The 16845-nt window shown below is 65.6% G+C and carries 19 protein-coding genes; 5 read left to right on the top strand and 14 right to left on the bottom strand.

All coding sequences use genetic code 11. The annotated features are described in order from the left end of the window. Positions 1 to 15 precede the first annotated feature (15 nt). Positions 16 to 843 carry an aldo/keto reductase gene (locus CEY09_RS23205; RefSeq protein ID WP_088590416.1) on the bottom strand — a complete coding sequence of 276 codons (828 nt, stop codon included), beginning with the start codon at positions 841 to 843 and terminating at the stop codon, positions 16 to 18. Positions 844 to 1118: 275 nt separating this feature from the next. On the opposite strand from CEY09_RS23205, the gene CEY09_RS23200 reads away from it, so the two are divergent. Beyond that, on the top strand, positions 1119 to 2933 hold the full coding sequence (locus CEY09_RS23200) for an ABCB family ABC transporter ATP-binding protein/permease (protein WP_088590415.1): 1815 nt from the start codon (positions 1119 to 1121) through the stop codon (positions 2931 to 2933). A gap of 51 nt (positions 2934 to 2984) precedes the next feature. Beyond that, the gene (locus tag CEY09_RS23195) at positions 2985 to 3371 is read left to right on the top strand and encodes a Rieske (2Fe-2S) protein (protein WP_006226920.1); all 387 of its coding nucleotides are present in this window, start codon (positions 2985 to 2987) and stop codon (positions 3369 to 3371) included. A 25-nt stretch (positions 3372 to 3396) separates the two neighbouring features. Here CEY09_RS23195 and CEY09_RS23190 read toward each other — a convergent pair whose 3' ends face one another. Further along, a complete protein-coding gene (locus tag CEY09_RS23190; protein ID WP_088590414.1) occupies positions 3397 to 4380 on the bottom strand; it encodes a bile acid:sodium symporter family protein in 984 nt (327 codons plus the stop codon). A gap of 110 nt (positions 4381 to 4490) precedes the next feature. Here CEY09_RS23190 and CEY09_RS23185 point away from each other — a divergent pair, with 110 nt between their 5' ends. Beyond that, positions 4491 to 5333 carry a LysR family transcriptional regulator gene (locus CEY09_RS23185; protein WP_088590413.1) on the top strand — a complete coding sequence of 281 codons (843 nt, stop codon included), beginning with the start codon at positions 4491 to 4493 and terminating at the stop codon, positions 5331 to 5333. 21 nt (positions 5334 to 5354) lie between these two features. Here the strand turns inward: CEY09_RS23185 and CEY09_RS23180 are convergent, their stop codons facing one another. Continuing rightward, complete coding sequence (locus CEY09_RS23180) at positions 5355 to 5888, bottom strand: OsmC family protein (protein ID WP_088590412.1); 534 nt, start codon at positions 5886 to 5888, stop codon at positions 5355 to 5357. A gap of 182 nt (positions 5889 to 6070) precedes the next feature. Between CEY09_RS23180 and CEY09_RS23175 the strand changes: the two genes are divergently transcribed. Continuing rightward, positions 6071 to 6766: an SOS response-associated peptidase gene (locus CEY09_RS23175; protein WP_088590411.1), complete on the top strand. Its 696-nt coding sequence runs from the start codon at positions 6071 to 6073 to the stop codon at positions 6764 to 6766. 70 nt (positions 6767 to 6836) lie between these two features. On the opposite strand, the gene CEY09_RS23170 is transcribed toward CEY09_RS23175, so the two are convergent. The 8 genes from CEY09_RS23170 to CEY09_RS23135 all read right to left on the bottom strand — a co-directional run bounded on the left by CEY09_RS23170 (position 6837) and on the right by CEY09_RS23135 (position 13588). Further along, a complete protein-coding gene (locus CEY09_RS23170) occupies positions 6837 to 7025 on the bottom strand; it encodes a hypothetical protein (protein ID WP_088590410.1) in 189 nt (62 codons plus the stop codon). A gap of 82 nt (positions 7026 to 7107) precedes the next feature. Continuing rightward, positions 7108 to 8220, bottom strand: a complete 1113-nt coding sequence (locus CEY09_RS23165) for a c-type cytochrome (protein WP_234818377.1) — start codon at positions 8218 to 8220, stop codon at positions 7108 to 7110. After that, positions 8214 to 9005 carry an ABC transporter ATP-binding protein gene (locus CEY09_RS23160; RefSeq protein WP_088590408.1) on the bottom strand — a complete coding sequence of 264 codons (792 nt, stop codon included), beginning with the start codon at positions 9003 to 9005 and terminating at the stop codon, positions 8214 to 8216. Before CEY09_RS23160 ends, CEY09_RS23165 begins: the two co-directional genes overlap by 7 nt. Beyond that, positions 8999 to 10012, bottom strand: coding sequence for an ABC transporter permease (locus CEY09_RS23155; protein ID WP_006226928.1), 1014 nt, complete (start codon positions 10010 to 10012; stop codon positions 8999 to 9001). Before CEY09_RS23155 ends, CEY09_RS23160 begins: the two co-directional genes overlap by 7 nt. Then, entirely contained in the window at positions 9999 to 11030 is a 1032-nt protein-coding gene (locus CEY09_RS23150; RefSeq protein WP_088590407.1) for an ABC transporter substrate-binding protein, read from the bottom strand. The genes CEY09_RS23155 and CEY09_RS23150 overlap by 14 nt, the downstream gene beginning before the upstream one ends. 156 nt (positions 11031 to 11186) lie before the next feature. Further along, positions 11187 to 11483 (bottom strand): hypothetical protein, encoded by a 297-nt coding sequence (locus CEY09_RS23145; protein WP_088590406.1) that lies wholly within the window; start codon positions 11481 to 11483, stop codon positions 11187 to 11189. A 231-nt stretch (positions 11484 to 11714) separates the two neighbouring features. Further along, positions 11715 to 12593: an N-formylglutamate amidohydrolase gene (locus CEY09_RS23140; RefSeq protein ID WP_088590405.1), complete on the bottom strand. Its 879-nt coding sequence runs from the start codon at positions 12591 to 12593 to the stop codon at positions 11715 to 11717. A 2-nt stretch (positions 12594 to 12595) separates the two neighbouring features. Then, complete coding sequence (locus CEY09_RS23135; RefSeq protein ID WP_088590404.1) at positions 12596 to 13588, bottom strand: Bug family tripartite tricarboxylate transporter substrate binding protein; 993 nt, start codon at positions 13586 to 13588, stop codon at positions 12596 to 12598. Positions 13589 to 13709: 121 nt separating this feature from the next. Between CEY09_RS23135 and CEY09_RS23130 the strand changes: the two genes are divergently transcribed. Then, positions 13710 to 14645 carry a LysR substrate-binding domain-containing protein gene (locus CEY09_RS23130; protein ID WP_088590403.1) on the top strand — a complete coding sequence of 312 codons (936 nt, stop codon included), beginning with the start codon at positions 13710 to 13712 and terminating at the stop codon, positions 14643 to 14645. A gap of 115 nt (positions 14646 to 14760) precedes the next feature. On the opposite strand, the gene CEY09_RS23125 is transcribed toward CEY09_RS23130, so the two are convergent. From CEY09_RS23125 to CEY09_RS23115, 3 genes are all read right to left on the bottom strand, one after another. Further along, a complete protein-coding gene (locus tag CEY09_RS23125; protein WP_006226934.1) occupies positions 14761 to 14976 on the bottom strand; it encodes a hypothetical protein in 216 nt (71 codons plus the stop codon). Positions 14977 to 15078: 102 nt separating this feature from the next. Then, the gene (locus CEY09_RS23120) at positions 15079 to 16191 is read right to left on the bottom strand and encodes an AGE family epimerase/isomerase (protein ID WP_088590402.1); all 1113 of its coding nucleotides are present in this window, start codon (positions 16189 to 16191) and stop codon (positions 15079 to 15081) included. A 148-nt stretch (positions 16192 to 16339) separates the two neighbouring features. Then, a complete protein-coding gene (locus CEY09_RS23115) occupies positions 16340 to 16552 on the bottom strand; it encodes a hypothetical protein (protein WP_006218759.1) in 213 nt (70 codons plus the stop codon). Positions 16553 to 16845 lie beyond the last annotated feature (293 nt).

Genomic DNA, 16845 nt, shown 5'->3' with positions numbered 1-16845 from the left:
CCGCGCTGGCCAGCCTTACTTGCCGAAACGCTCGGGGTCCGGCCCCAGGCGGGCGCCTTCCTTGATGCCGTCGATCGCCGCCATCTCGTCGCCCGACAGTTCAAAATCGAAAACGTCGATGTTCTCGCGGATGCGGGCGGGCGTGACCGATTTCGGGATCACGATCAGGTCACTCTGCAAATGCCACCGCAGCGTCACCTGCGCGGGCGATTTGCCGTGCTTCTTCGCCAGCTCCAGGATGACCTTTTCCTTGGTGATGCCGCCTTGGGCCAAGGGGCTCCAGGACTCGGTCGCGATCCCGTGCTTGGCATGGAAGGCGCGCAGTTCACGCTGGGCGAACCCGGGATGCAGCTCGATCTGGTTCACCGCCGGCACCACTTTGGACGACTCCATCAGCCGCTCAAGATTGGCCTGCGTGAAATTGGACACGCCGATCGAACGGGCGCGACCGTCTTCCTTCATCTCGACCATGGCGCGCCAGGCGTCCAGAAACTTCGCGCTGCCCGCCACGGGCCAATGGATCAGATAGAGGTCCACATACGCCAGGCCCAGCTTTTCCAGGCTTTCGTCCATCGCCTTGTGCGCGTCGTCATAGCCGTGCCGGTCGTTCCAGAGCTTGGTGGTCACGAACAGGTCCTTGCGCGCCACGCCGGCCGCGCGCAACCCGGCGCCCACGCCCGCCTCGTTGCCATAGATGGCCGCGGTGTCCACCGAGCGGTAACCGGCCGCCAGCGCCTCCTTCACGCTGGAGGAGGCTTGCTCGTCCGGCACCTGCCAGACACCCAACCCCAGTTGCGGGATCTTGTTGCCGTCGTTCAATTTCACTGCGGGTACTTTCGCCATAAGACCCTCCGAAGCTTGCACCGCGACACCCGCACGGCGAATACGCGCCAGGTCGCGCAATCCTGGGCACAGCCCGGCTTACCCCAGGATTGAAGAGACAAAAGAGCGGGCTTGCCGAGCTGCGCCCGCGTCGCGATACCGGATCAACATCCCCCAGTAATGGTCCGTAGATACCAGGGGTTATCAGCCAAATAATAGCGCCCGTGTCCGATAATGGCCGTTACACGCCCCTGCGCCCCCCTGGCCGCCCCCCGCATCCGCCCCCTTGCCCAGCCATGAATCCCTCTGACGCGCCCCCCAAGAATCGGGGCGGTTTTTCCACCCTGCGCACCCTTTTCCCCTACCTGTGGCCCCCCGGGATGACGGGGTTGAAAGTGCGCGTCGTCGCCGCCCTGCTCTGTCTGTTCGCCGCCAAGACGGCGACCGTCTATGTGCCGCTGATCTACAAGCACGCCATCGACGAACTGGGCAAAGGCGCGCCCGGCGCGGTGACGGTGCCGCTGGGGCTGATCCTGGCTTACGGCACGGCCCGCGTACTGTCGCTGCTGTTCTCGGAATTGCGCGACGCCATCTTCGCCCGGGTCGGCCAGCACGCCATCCGCGCCGTCGGCCTGCAGATCTTCCGGCACCTGCACGCCCTGGCGCTGCGTTTCCACCTGTCGCGCCAGACCGGCGGCCTGACCCGCGCCATCGAACGCGGCACCAAGGGCATCCAGACGCTGCTGTCGTTCCTGCTGTTCAACATCCTGCCGACGTTCTTTGAAATCGGCCTGGTCTGCATCGTGCTGTGGAAGATGTTCGACGTCTGGCTGGCGCTGGCCACCGGCGCGACGGTGATCCTGTACATGGCCTATACGCTTGTCGTCACCGAGTGGCGCGCCAAGTTCCGGCGCCAGATGAACGAGACCGACTCCGAGGCCAACACCAAGGCCATCGAAAGCCTGCTGAACTACGAAACCGTCAAGTACTTCGGCAACGAAGAACACGAAGCGCGCCGCTATGACGCCTCGCTGACCCGCTACGAACGCGCCGCCGTGCGCAGCCAGGTCAGCCTGTCGATCCTGAACGTGGGCCAGGCCGCCATCATCTCGGTCGGCCTGACGCTCGTCATGTGGATGGCCGCCACCGGCATCGCCGAAGGCCGCTACACGCTGGGCGACTTCGTCCTGGTCAACACTTACCTGCTGCAGCTGTACCAGCCGCTCAGCTTCTTCGGTTTCATTTACCGCGAGATCAAGCAGGCGATCATCGACATGGAGCGCATGTTCGAACTGCTGGGCCAGGACCGCGAAGTGGCCGACCGCCCGGATGCCCGCCCCCTGCAGATCGCAGGCGGCCAGGTGGAATTCCGCGACGTGCATTTCGGCTATGACGCACGCCGCCCCATCCTGAAAGGCGTCAGCTTCACCATTCCCGCCGGCAAGACCGTGGCGGTGGTTGGCACGTCGGGCGCCGGAAAATCCACGATCGCCCGCCTGCTGTTCCGCTTCTACGACACCGATAGCGGCGCCATCGTCGTCGACGGCCAGGACGTGCGCGACGTCACCCAAGCCAGCCTGCGGGCGGCGATCGGCGTGGTACCGCAAGACACGGTGCTGTTCAACGACACCATCCACTACAACATCGGCTACGGCCGGCCCGGCGCCACCGACGCCGAAATCGAGGCCGCCGCGCGGCTGGCGCACATCCATGACCTGATCATGACCATGCCCGACGGCTACCAGACCATGGTGGGCGAACGGGGCCTGAAGCTGTCGGGCGGCGAAAAGCAACGCGTGGCCATTGCGCGCACGATCCTGAAAAACCCGGCCATCTTCCTGTTCGACGAGGCCACCAGCGCGCTGGACACCCACACCGAACGCGAAATCCAGGCGAACCTGCGGGAAGTCAGCCAGGGCCGCAGCACGCTGATCATCGCCCATCGCCTGTCCACCGTGGCGGACGCGGACGAGATCATCGTGCTGTCCGACGGCCGCGTCATCGAACGCGGCCGCCATCCGCAGCTGCTGGCCCAGGGCGGCGTCTATGCGGGCATGTGGGCCCGCCAGCAGGACAGCGCTCCCGTCATCCCCACCGCCCCCGCCGATTGACAAGCCCGGCCCCCTGTCCGAAGATCGCACCCTTTTCCTGGAAGGCCCGCCATGCACGATTCCCCCGCCGCCCCTGAAGTCCGAGTCTGTGCCGCCGCCGAGCTCGTCAACGGCGGGCTGGGCGTGAAAGTACCGGTAACCGATAGCGCGGGCCAGACCACCGCATTCTTCGTGCGCTACCAGGACCGCGTGCATGGCTACCTGAACCGCTGCGCCCACGTGGGCGTCGAACTCGACTGGGAAGGCAGCTTTTTCACGCGTGCCGGCGATCTGCTCATGTGTGCGCGCCACGGCGCCACCTACCAACCCGACACGGGCCTGTGCGTAGGCGGCCCCTGCAAGAACGGCCGCCTGGCCGTCTTGACCGTCACTGAGCGCGACGGCGACGTCTTCTGGCAACCCAGCGGCAAGATCCAGCCGCGGGACGAGGCCGCCTGACGGGGGCTGCCAGTCTCCTGCGTTCCTAGGCGCCGGCCACCGCCACCTGCGTCGGCTCCTGGCGCTCTGCGTACCGGCGCGCCAGCACCGCGCACACCATCAGTTGCATCTGGTGGAAGATCATCAGCGGCAGGACCACCACGCCCATCTGCGAGGTGCCGAACAGCACGGTCGCCAGCGGAATGCCCGAGGCCAGCGACTTCTTCGATCCGCAGAAGACCAGCGTAATCTCGTTTTCCTTGGACAGGCCCAGCTTGCGGCTGCCCCACGTCGTGATCAGCAACACGGCCCCCAGCAACAAGGCATTGACCAGCACCATCGTAGCCAGGTCGATCGCGGGGAACGCATGCCAGATGCCCTGGGCCACGGCCTCGCTGAACGCGGTGTAGACCGCCAGCAGGATCGAGCTGCGGTCCACCTTGGACAGGGCGCGGTTGTTGCGTTGCGCCCAGGCGCCGATCCACGGCCGCAGCAGACTACCTACGGCGAACGGCAGCAACAGCTGGAGCAGAATGCGGCCGGCGTCGGCCAGCCCGTGCCCGCCACCCTGGCGATGCAGCAGCACCGCCACCAGCAGCGGCGTCAGCACAGTGCCCAGCAGATTGGATGCCGTCGCCGCGCATATGGCGCCGGGCACGTTGCCACGCGCCATGGAGGTGAACGCGATGGACGATTGCACCGTGGACGACAAGGTGCAGACGAACAGCACGCCCAGCCACAGCGACGGCGTCAGCAAACCGGGGAACAGCGCCCGCAGCCCCAAGCCCAACGCCGGAAACAGGATGAAGGTGCACGCAAGGATCAGCGCGTGCAGGCGCACATCCTTCACACCCGCCACGATGGCGTCGGTGGACAGGCGCGCGCCATGCAGGAAGAACAGCAGCGAAATGGCCACATTGCTGGCCACCATCATGAAGGACGCGCCCTTGCCCACCGCGGGAAAGAAGCTGGCGAACACCACCGTGGCGATCAGGATGAGCGTGAATTGGTCGGGCAGGAAGCGGCGCATGGCGGTCGGATGGTCGAAAAGTTACGGGAACTATAGGCGCGCCCCTTGCCATCGTGAAGCCCACTGATTACTTTAACTGTCATCGGAAATTCCTATGACAAAACCGCGCCATGCTCAATCCCTTGTGGCTCAAGACTTTTGCCACCGCCGCGGCCGCGCCCAGCTTCACCGAGGCCGCCCGGCGGCTGGGGCTGACCCAGCCCACGGTAAGCGAACACGTCCGGCAACTGGAGCAGGCGGTCAACCGCCGCCTGTTCCTGCGCGACACGCATTCGCTCACGCTGACCAGCGACGGCCGCAGCCTGCTGGTGCACGCGGAAATCATCCTGGATGCCCATGAACGGGCCGAAAGGCTGTTTGACGCGCCTCGGCTGCGCGGCCGCGTCCGCCTGGGTACGTCCGATGACCTGGCGATGGGGCCGCTGCCCGACGTGCTGGCGGCTTTCCGCCTGGCCCACCCCGAAGTGGAGCTGGACCTGACCATCGGCGTCACCAGCGAGCTCTACAAGCTGCTGGACGACAACGGGCTGGATGTGATGATCGGCAAGCGTCGCCGCGGCGACCGCCGGGGACAGACCCTGCACAAGGAAGCCCTGCTATGGCGGGCCAAGGAGGGCTTGCGCATCGCCCCCGACGAACCCCTGCCGCTGATTCTTTTGCGCGAACCCAGCGTGACCCGCACGCTGACGCTGGATGCGCTGGCGCGCGCCGGCCGCAGTTGGCAGATCGTCTGTACCAGCACCAGCTACGCCGGCTGCCAGGCCGCCGCCCGCGCCGGGCTAGGCATCACGGTGCAGCCCTCGCACCTGTCCACGGCGGGCCTGGCGGCCCCCGCGGGCGCTGGCCACTTGCCCGCCCTGCCGCAGGTGGAATTCATCGTCATCTCGGCGCCCGCGCCGAACAAGCCCACCCGCGCGCTCACCGAGATCCTGATGCGCAGCACGCTGACCTGAGCCGCCGCGCCTGCCCGGCGCTTATTGCGGCGCCGGGCGCGTGTGCCGCACGCTGCCTTCCAGCGGTTGCGGCTGCTTGAGCAGGTTCAGGATGGGGCACCACTGCTCCACCGCCTCGTGCACGGCGCGCACTGCCTGCTCGTCGGCGGGCGACACGATGTGCGCCGTGTAGCGGATATTGTGCGGAAAGAACGGCACCTTCTCGTAGCCCGGCTTGCCGCCGCGCGGGTCCAGGTCGCCTTCAATCTCGACTTCCAGCGATTCCAGCGGCAGTTCCAGCTCAGCCGCCTTGATCAGGAAGATGTGCGTAAGACAACTGCCCAGGGAGCCCAGCAGCAGCTCGGGCGAACTGGGCCCCAGATCGTAACCCGCGAAGTCGGCCGGACTGTCGCTGACCACCTGATGGTCCCGGATGCGAATGCGGCGCACGCCGCTACGGCCCTCGGCGCTGACGTGCGCGCGCAACTTCACGGGCTCCACGGTCTGCGGATCACGCCCGTTGCGAACCAGGACGGCCGCGCGTTTCTGGCCCAGATATTCGTTCAACGTACTCATCTTGAAGACCTCGTCATGAAGAAAGTGTGCAAAGAAACCTGTCCACGATGATGGGTCGCAGGGCCGCCAAGGGGAACTATCTTGTCGGAATATCCGGATTTCGCGCGCTTATATGTCCCTCACTTATCGCGTCCGATTTTTCCCCTGCCGCGCCTATACTCGACGCAATAGCGGAGGTATGCATGTGCAGCCACTACCAGACCTTGAAGGACGCCGAACTGCTGCTCAAGAAGTTCGGGGTGCGCGACAAGCCCGCGGCGCTCGGCATGTATGACGTGTGGCCCAAGCTTCAGGGGCTGTTCGTGCGCCGTCCGGTGGCGCATGACGCCGGCGATGACGCGGTGCCTGATCGCGAAGCGGTCCTGGGGCGGTGGGGGCTGATCAGCGCATCGACCCGGTCCGACGGACTGAACGATGCCGGCAAGCTGTCGACATTCAATGCGCGCGATGATCAAGTCGCCCGCGCCTTCACGTTCCGCGGCGCATGGCAGAAGGGGCAACGCTGCATCATCCCGGCCGAGGCGATCTTCGAACCGGATTGGCGGCCCGTTGACGAAGGCCTCAGCATGAAGTCCGTTGCAACGCGATTCACCCGCGCCGACGGCGCGCCCCTGGGCATCGCCGGCCTGTGGGACCAATGGCACGACGCCGCGGGCCAGCGCCAGGAAAGCTACACCATGCTGACGGTCAATGCCGATGATCACCCGCTGTTCAAGCACTACCACCAGTCGGGTAAGGAAAAGCGCATGATCGTCATCCTGCCCGAAGGCGCCTATGGCGACTGGCTGACGGCGCCGGCCGAGGCGGCACGCGGTTTGCTCGTGCCCTTCCCCGCCGACAAGCTCGTCGCGACGCCGATGCCGACGCCAATGCCGTAACCGGCTCGCGCGCCGCCACCTATTCCCAGCTGGCCGGACGCTCCATCCCGGCCACGCGTGGGAGGGGCACCTATGACTCCTGCTGGTTGGATGCGGGCGTGCCTACCGGCTCTTCAGGTTCCAGTTCAGCCAGTTCTTCCGGCTGTGCTTCGTCTTCGGGAAGGTCGGAGTCGTCGTCCGCATCGTCTGGAAGATCCAGCTTTTCCTGTGAATCGGGATGCTCGGGTTCAATGGGCGGGTTGGGGAGGGGTGTGTTCATGTCGCTTCACCTTGATCGGCCAAATGGCCGCACCCTTTCCCCGCAAGAAGCGCTCCCAACCTGGTGCGCGGTTTCGCGGGATTCAAGGGGATCTCTGCGGCAAGGCTATGGGTGCCCGATCCATCGCCAGCAATAGCTCACCCAGTCCGCCCGCGGCCCCGCCCTCCATCCGCCCGCCCGGCCCGCAGACGTTGTCCGCGCTGGTCCAGGCGGGCGCCGCGCCAGGCAGGCGGCGCGCACGCAACCAGCCTCGCCGGTCCACCATGAACTGCGCGCCCGACAGCGCCTCGGGGGGCACACCTGCCGCCAGGGCATAGGCATCCCAGGCGCCGCGATCCGCCGCCACGCAGTCGGCGTCGACCTCGCCTGGCGCGCCGCGCGTCAGGGCAATCGTCAATATGCGCGGGTCCTGCGGTTCGTCCGGCGCGTCGGGTGCATGCGCCACCACACGCAACGGCAGTCCGCGCAAGCCGCTCAGGCTGTCCGCGCGCCCATCGCGGCAGGCCAGATGCACGACCGGCGCCGGGATGGCCGGCATGCCTGCGCCACCGCTTGTTCCATAGGCGCGCAGTCGCAGGTAGTCCAGCACGCGCCAGATGTCGTCGGCGCTCAACACCGCTTGAAAGCCATGCATGGCGGATGCGGACGGCGTCTTGCCGCCTTGAGCCACGTGCCAATGCAATTCGCCTTCCAGGCGGTTGTCGAAAAGCGGCGCGCCCAACACGCTGGGCCAAGTGGGCAAGCTGGCCGCGCGCGGCCCACGGCCGTCGGCCGCCGCGCCATGGCAGCTTGCGCACTGCGCCTGATACAGCCGCCCGCCTTGCAGCACGTTGGCGTCCGAAAACGCCAACGGTGAACGCTGATACGACGTGCTGTGCGCCTCGGTCAGCAGCATCTGCGGACGCGGCCACTGCGTGCTGAAAGCCAGCACGACGGCCACCGCCAGCAGGCCGTAGCGCCAGCGCCTGGAAAACAAGGCGCACACCAGCAACACCAGCGCGGCGCCGCTCTGAGCCAATGCCAGCCATAGCTGCCGCCAGGTGTGGGGGCTGACGGGCAGGTCGGGGTCATATCGCCAAGCGAAAGGCCAGTGGGAAATCGCCAGCGCCGCTTGCGGCTGCCGCCAGACCGCCACGGCAACCGCCCCCCCCAGCAAGCCCAGCACGGCCAGCGCCAGCCCCAGTTTCCTCACCACGTCGCATCCAGCCCCAGCAAGGACAGTGCGCGATGGCGCAAGTGCGCCAGCTTCGGGTCGCCCCGGTGCCGCGGGTAAGGCAGGTCGTTGATGATCTCGTCCTTGATCCGCGCAGGCCGTTCGCTCAGCACCACGATGCGCGACGCCATGAACAGGGCTTCCTCCACGTCGTGCGTCACCAGCAGGGCCGTAAACCCCGCGCGTTGCCACAACTCGACCAATTCGGATTGCATGGCGATGCGAGTCAGCGAATCCAGCTTGCCCAAGGGCTCGTCCAGGATCAGGATGCGGGGGTCGTTGACCAGCGCGCGGGCCAACGCCGCACGCTGCGCCATGCCCCCCGACAGCTGATGCGGATACGCCTTGCTGAAGGAAGCCAGGCCCACACGCTGCAAGGCGTCATCGACGCGATGGCGCTCGGTCTTCAACAGGCCACGCGCCTGCAGGCCCAACGCCACGTTGTTCCAGACGGTGCGCCAGGGGTACAAGGTGGGATCCTGGAACACGACGATGCGCGACGGCGACGGCCCGTCGATCGGCTCGCCATCCGCCAGCAAGTCCCCTTGCGCGGGTGGCTCCAGACCCGCCACCAGCCGCAACAGCGTCGATTTGCCGCAACCGCTGGGCCCCAGCAGCGCCACGAACTCGCCCGGCTTGACCTCCAGGTCGATGCTGTCGAGCACCGGCAAAGCGGTGCCGTCCAGATCGAAATGATGATTCACGCCCTGCACGGCCAACGCCGCGCCGCGGTGGATAGGCGCTTGCGCCACGGCTGCCGCTACCATTTCACCACTCCTTTCTGCCAGGCCAGGAGGCGGTCGCGCCCCAGGAACAACAAAGTGATCAGCCCCGAGAACACCAGCGCCATGACAAAGAGCGCGCCGTACATGTTGGCGTACGACGCCCAGCCCTGCGCCCAGGACAGGTACCAGCCCAGCCCCGATTTCACGCCCATCATTTCCGCGGCCACCAGCACCGAGAACGACGCGCCCAGCCCCATGAACAGGCCTACGAAGACCTGCGGCAAGGCGGCCGGAATCGCCACGCGCAACACCAGGAACCATTCGTTGGCGCCCATCGTGCGCGCCACGTCGTAGTAGGCGCGGTTCACGCCCGCCACGCCCGACCAGGTCAGCACCGTCACCGGAAACCACGTCGCCAGCGCGATCAGGAACACCGCCGCAGACCAGCTGGAGGGAAAGAAGAAGAACGCCATCGGCAGCAAGGCAGTAGACGGCACCGGCCCCAGAAAGCGCAGCACCGGATGCACCCAGTAGCCCAACCCGCGCGACCAACCGATCGCCACGCCCGTCAGGAAGCCGGCCGCCGCTCCCAACACGAAACCATTGGCCAGCAGCCACAGTGAATTCACGAGGCTGTCGCCCAAGCGCTTGTAGTCGGTGACGTAGACCTCGATCAGCGACTGCGGCGGGGCGAAGAACGGGCTGGGCAGCAGCGCAAGCTTCGCCGTGGCGATTTCCCACGCGCCCACCGCAACCGCCAGCGCCAGCAGCCAGGGCCCGGCGCGGCGCAAGGCGCGCACCGGCCGCGCCTGCTCTGCGCCCGACACCGCCACCAGCAGAAGCAGCGCCGCCAGCGCCAGGGTCGCCACGCCGAACTCCTGCGTGTAGCCCCATGACGAAAAACCCACTTCCACGTTCGGCCAGCCCAGCGTCACGCCGCCCACGCCCGCCCACACGGCGGCGGCCGCCACGCCCGTCTTCCACAAGCGCCAGCCCGGCGCCAGCGCCGCGCCGCCCGCGCGGGCCGGCAATGCATCAGCCGAGGACATTGGGCACCACCACTTGCGCGTATTTGTTGATGTCCAGATTCGCGCTCAGCACCTTGATGGTCTTCAAGTCCTTGGCGTAGCCCACGATCTCCTCGCGCAGCGCGGACCCCGTGGAGGCATGCCCGTGGCTGTGGCTGCGCAAGATCGCGGCCACGCGCTCGGCCGGTACCTTGCCCGGCACATAAGGTGCGAAAATGCGCGCCGTCTCATCGGGGTTGGACGCGGTCCAGCGTTGCGCGTCGATCACCGCGCGCGTGATGGCCGCGGCCGCCTCGGGATCCTTGCGCACCAGGTCGCCGCGCAGGCCCAGCACGCAGCAGGTGCGGTTCTCGTAGTCGCCTTCGATGTTGGTCGCGATCTCGCGCAGCTTGTTGTCTTCGCGCAGCGTATAGATCAGCGGATCGTCGCCGGCGATGGCATCCACCTCGCCTTTTCTCAGCACCTCGCCGAACAGATCCTGCGGATACTGGCGCCAGTCCACGGACTCGGGGTCGATGCCCAGTTGGGCCACGCGGATCGCAAAGAAATTCTTCACCGGGCTGGCCTGATCCGACACGGCTACGCGGCGGCCCTTCAAATCGTTCACGCTCTTGATGGGCGAGTCTTCGGCCGTCAGCAAGCGCATGCAGCCGCCGTGCGTGCCCACCGCCAGTTTCACGTCAAAGCCCTGCTCCAGCGGCTTGAGCCACCGCAGCGCCATGCCGATACCGCCGTCGGCATGGCCGGTGGCGATCGCTTCCAGCAACTGGTCGGTCGACCCGCTGAAATTGATGCGTTCGACCTTCAACCCGTATTTTTCGAAGAAGCCCCGCTCAAGCGCCACCGACACGGGCGATTGGCAGACGGCGGTCTGGCTCCACGCGATCTTGAACGTGCGCGGCGCCGAATCGGCCGCCAGCACGCGGGAGCCCAGCATGCCCAGCGGCGCGGCCAATCCCGCGACGCTTGCCGCGCGCAACATGGCGCGGCGTGAAACTCCCCGCGCGGTGAGCGCTGGAGAATGGACGTTCGTATTCATCAACCTTCCTTTTGAGCAGACTGTGAATGGCGATGATTGCCATGCGGCATCATCAGCCTGCTGTCAGGGATTCGACAAATACAAAGTCGGGATAACAATATGGGGTCCGACGCCGGCAATCACCGTTGCCGGCCCCGCTTCGCCCACCCTCGCGCGCTATTCGGGCAGGGGGTCCGGCACCCCGTCCTCATCCACGCTTTTCACGCGGTCCAACGCGTTACGCGCCGCCGACATGGCTTCGATCGTGCTGCGAAACCGCCGGCTGACGAAGATTTCGAAAGGCTGGCCTTCGGGCTTGTCCGCTTCAGGTTGCGCCGGCTCGGCACCCGCGTCTGCAGGCTTCGCCTTGGGCGCAAGACGCCGCGTCTCCAGGAACGCCCGCGGGGGGGTGCGGCCCTCGGGTTGCGTCGCGTACGCAACCACCGAAAATCCGTTGATCGTCTTCTCTAGCATTACGGTTCCCTATCGCCGCGGCCAGAATCGGCGCAGCTCGTTGTTAGCGACAACGGCCCGGCAGAAGAAAACTTAAATGCCCGAAAACCCTGCTGCCACGCCGTTCCCGTCGACGCAGGGCCGCCGCCCCAGGAGCAAGCGCTTGTTCGCTCGGACAAGCGCGCCGGAAAAAATAAACCGGAATTGATCTGCATCAATTCCGGCTTCGGGCACCGCAACACACACGCGAATCTATTTTGTCGACGTAACGGCATTCATGCGCACGCGCACATAGTCCGCCACCTGCTCCAGCACCTGCGACAGATGCCCGCGCAACAGCTCGAACCCTGCGTTGCGCTCGCGCGTGGCCTCGTCCATGTACAAGGGACGCCGGATCTCCACTTGCAGGCTGTGCCGGTTCAGCGCTGGTTGCCCGATCTGCGCGATCAGCTGCACGCCCTTGTAGGGGTCGTTGCGCGCCACCGTGTACCCCAGATCGCGCAAGGCCTTCTCGATCAGCGCAATGAACTCAGGCTCGCAGGTCGTGCCGTCGCGATCGCCCAACACGAAGTCCGCCAGCGGATGCTCGCTTTGCCGGCCCAGGCGCTCGTAGGCATCATTGGGCATGGAATGCAGGTTCAGATGCCAGACGGCGCCAAACCGCTGCTCGACCCGGCTGATCGCCTGCGACAGCGCCGCATGGTAAGGCTCGTAATACGCCTGGATGCGGTGCCGCACTTCATCCAGCGTCAGCTTGCGGTCATAGATCGGCGTGGCCTTGTCCATCCGGCGCCAGATCAGGCCCTTGCCCAAGCGGGTCTTCTCGCCCGGCGCAAGCGGCACGGGCCAAGGCTCGGCCAGCAGTTCCGGATCCAGGTCCTGCAAGGTTCGGTTCGGATCGATATACACGCGCGGGAAGTTGGCCGCGATCAGCGTGGCCCCCAGCGCGGGCGCCGCCGACCACAACGCGTCCACGTGCGTGTCTTCGCCCTGGCGCAGCTGCGAACGCGTCGCAGCGGCCCCGAAGTCATCCGGATAGTGCTCTCCGCTATGGGGCGAATCACAGACCAGCGGCAAGGCCGGCCCTTGGGGTTCATGCACGGAAACCGCGTTGAAATCGGCGTGTGTCATTGTCAGTCAGCCTGAATGTTGGCGGCCTTGGCCACCTTGGCGTATCGGGCCAGGGCCTGTTCGATCTGGACCTGGAACTCTTGCGGGGTCGTCGGCATCAGCGTACCACCCACATCCTCGGCCTTCTTGCGGAACTCGGGATCCTTCATGGCGGCGCGCACGGCCTGGTTCAAGCGATCGACCACGGCGGGCGGCGTGCCTGCCGGCGCCACCAGGCCGAACCAGCCGCCCGTGCCCATGTCGGGGTAACCCAGCTCGATATAGGTGGGCACGTCCGGCAGCAGCGGCGAGCGCTCGGCGCCCAGCACGGCCAGCGCACGCAGCTTGCCGCCCAGCACTTGCGGCAAGGTCGACGACAGGTTGTCGGTGATGGCATCCACCTGGCCGCCCATCACGTCGTTCAGGGCCGGCCCCGCGCCGCGATAAGGCACGTGCAGCAGCTTGATGCCTGACAGCATCATGAAATTCTCGATGTTCACGTGGCCCAGCGATCCCACGCCCGGCGACGCGAAGCTGTACCGGTCAGCCGGGGCCTTCTTGGCCAAGGCCACGAATTCCGCCATGTTCTTGGCCGGCAAGTTCGGATTGATCGCAAAGATGCTGGGCACGGCCAGCACATTCGCCACGGGCACGAAATCCTTGACCGGGTCATAGTTCATCTTGCGGTAGACGGCCGGGTTCGAGCCATGCGTGCTCATCGTGGCCATGCCGATGGTGTAGCCATCCGGCGTGGCCCGGGCCACCTGTTCCATGCCCATCGAACCGCCCGCGCCCGCCTTGTTTTCGACCACGATGGTCTGCTTCAGATCGCGGCCGGCATATTCCGCCACCAGACGGGCGACGATGTCGGTCGAACCGCCAGCGGCGAACGGCACCACCAGCTTGATGGGACGGGACGGATAGTCGGCGGCTTGGGCCAAACCGGCAAAGGACAACGTGGCGAACATGCCGGCAAGCGCGAAACGCGCGGACCGGCCCAACAGGCGGCGGGACATGGGGCTACTCCGAAAATGGAAGAGTCGTTATGGGTCTGCAATACGGCCGCCAGTGTCCAAACTTTACGATCTCCTTTCAAACGACTATATTGCACTCCTTCATTACCAAAGATCATGCTCAATGCGCCTGCACTCGCCGTCCATGTCGGAGCTGCATGCCTTCATCACGGCAGCGCGCCTGGGCAGCTTCACGCAAGCCGCACAGACGCTGTGCGTGACCCAAGGCGCCATCAGCCGCGCCATCTCCCGCCTGGAAGCGCATTTCGGCCAGCCCCTGATGCACCGGAACGCGCACGGACTGACCCTGACCGACACCGGCCGCAAGCTCTACGAAGGGGCGCAGACGCCGTTACAGGCGATTGAAGCGCTCAGCACCGAGCTGCGGGCCGACGAGCGGCGCTTTCGCCTGACGCTGTCTACAGTACCCACGCTGGCCAGCGCCTGGCTGGTGCCCCACCTGCCCGATTTCCACCGGCGCCATCCCGAAATCCAGCTGAGTTTCGCGGCCTACCGCCGCAACGAAGATTTTTCCGGCGCAACGCCCGATGCCAGCATCCTGTCCGGCACACCGGAACAGTGGCCGGGCTGGCACGCCGACTACGTCATCGGGCGGGAAATGGTGGTGATCTGCCACCCGAGCAGGCTGGCGGCAAGGCAGGCCCAAGGCCTGTGGAGCACGCCTCACGGCCTGCTCGGCGAACCGCTGCTCTACCACTCCAACGGCAAGGACAACTGGGCGCAATGGTTCACCGCAGCGGGCGTGCCGCGCGACGAAGTGACGCTGTCCAATGGATTCGACCAGGTGTCCATCCTGGTCCGTGCCGTCATGGCCGACATGGGGATCGCGGTATTGCAACGCTGCCTGGTGCGTGACGAGCTCCAGTCCGGCCGCGTGGCCGCGCCCTTCCCCCACCTGCCCATCCGGCTACGCCGCGGCTACCACCTGTGCGCGCCGGCCCAGCGCCGCGACCACTACGCGCTGGCCTGCTTCCGGCAATGGCTGCTGGAGACCGCCAGCGCAGATCCGGATGTCGCGGCGGCGGAGCCCGCTCGCTAGAACCCGCCGGCAGCACGATGGATGCACGAAGTTTCAGATGGCGGCCGTAATATATTGCAAAATGAAACGGGCCTCTTTCCAGAGGCCCGCTTTCAATGCGACAACGCAACGCGACTCAAGGCGCCAGCTTGAAGCCCAGGTCCACGCCCCACTTGTCGGTTTCACGCAGCCATTTCGCGCCGCAGTTCAGGCAGCGGAAATGGTCTTCACGGCTTTCCTCACGCCCTTTCTGGGTCGGATTGGTGAAACCTTGATGTCCCAGGTGCGAATGCGGCGCAACGCCCGACAGCCCCGGGTTAATGCGTTGGCAAGCCAAGCACATAACGCTCATTGATGCTTCCCCACAAACAGTGTTAGCAAATTGTAAGGGATTTCACCAATGTTTTTCTATCAATTCATGACAACACAAGGACAATAATTGTTAACGGGGCAATTAAACAACGCCCGGCAACGCCGCTAGACAGGTCGCCAAATGGTAGGGCGATGTCGACGGCATGTCGGCGCGCACCACCGCCCCGCTCGCATCCAGGCACTCGAACCAGCCCCCGTCGTGCAGGAATCGAGCCCGGAAACTGGCCAACCCTGCCGCCAGCGCCGGCCAATCGCCCAGCACCGCCAGGACCCGCAGGTACTCCGTCTGGGCCCAGATCCGCCGCGTATCGTCAATGACCGCGCCGGACTCATCCAGCGACGCCAGCACGCCAGCTCCCCCGACATCCACGCCATGCCGACGGGACCACTGCACCGCGCGCGGCAGCGACTCCGCCAGATCCAGTCCGTCGAACACCTCGGCCGCGCCGTGCACCAGCGACAGCCACTCGAACTGGTGCCCCGGCTCCAGCCGGTTGTCTGCGGTGCCCTGCAACGCCTCGGAGATGCACTGGGTGGGCGCATGCACGAAGAACTGGCTGATCGCTTGCGCGAGCCCGCGCAAATGTTGGGCGAACAGCGCCGGCTCAGCCACCTGGGCCGCGGCCAGATAGGCCTCGGTCAGATGCATCATGGGATTCTGCGCGGGCGGGCGCAGCGGCTGACTCAGGTCAGGGTTGAGCGCGGCGTGGTACAGCCCGTCGCGGGTCTTGAAGCGCGCCTCGATCGTCGATGCGGTCGTCAGCATGAGCTTGCGTGCATCGGCGTTGCGGCTGCGCTGGAAATAGGCCGCGCAGGCCAGCACGACGAACGCATGCGTGTACAGATCCTGGGTTTCATCCAGCGGACGCGCATCGGCGTCCACGCTGTATCGCCATCCGCCGTGCGCCTCGTCGCGGAACACGCGTCGCAAGGAATCAAACAGGCGGTCGGCATGCTGAGCGCAGGCCGCGCCCGGCGCTTGCGCAAACACATACAACTGGCGTGCGCACGCCATCGCGCGATAGCGCACGGGCGCAAGCGGCGCACCCGTCGCGGCGTCCAGCGATTCATAGGGCAGACCGGTTGCGTCATTGAAGCCCTTCCCCATCCATAAGGGCAGGATGACACCGTCGAAATGCTCGCGCAGCGCGCGGATGTGCTCCGCGAGAGAATGATTGGTCTGTGCGGCAGTCATCTTGGAACGACGCATACCCGAATAGGGCCCCAGGTTTTGGAGCAGCAACGATAACCGAAATTTTCGTCGCAAACTTTCGAGCATTCTCCGCAGCGTCATGCGCGCACAGACCGGTTTGACCGCTTAGCTTCGCCCAGGGCGCAGTGCCCTATCGGAAGATATTTTCCTCGACCCAGTTCTGCGCGAAGATTTCCGCGCGATCACGTGCTTCGTCCAAGGAAGCGCAGTTGCCCAAGTGGGAAAATGCGGCATCCACTTCGGTGCCGCCCTCGGCCGTTACCGTCAGCAAAACGCCATATCCGCCGGTATCCATGGCCGCTGTGGAAACGTCGATCAGTACTTCCTGGTCACGATGCTGCATGTGCTACCTCCCAGTCGGTTACCTAAACGCGTGAACCACGCGTGACGTGGCGGGAGCAGAAATCCCGCATGAATGAATAGACCTGAAAGCGTCACGCAAGTTCATCTTACTGGCGACGCAGCATGTGCGATACGTCTGGAAGATGCCAAATCGAACATTCCGTCTCAGGAGATTCCCGTACTGCCCCGCCAATACCCATGAACTCGCGACATACAGCGAAATCATTCGCAAACTATGCGGAAATTCGGGTGTCTGCGCGCAACACGCCGCCTTGTGGAGATGATTGATTGGGG

It is taken from the genome of Achromobacter marplatensis (assembly GCF_002209535.1).
In the GTDB taxonomy this organism is placed as follows: domain Bacteria; phylum Pseudomonadota; class Gammaproteobacteria; order Burkholderiales; family Burkholderiaceae_B; genus Achromobacter; species Achromobacter marplatensis.
This window is presented reverse-complemented; position numbering and strand designations above follow the sequence as displayed.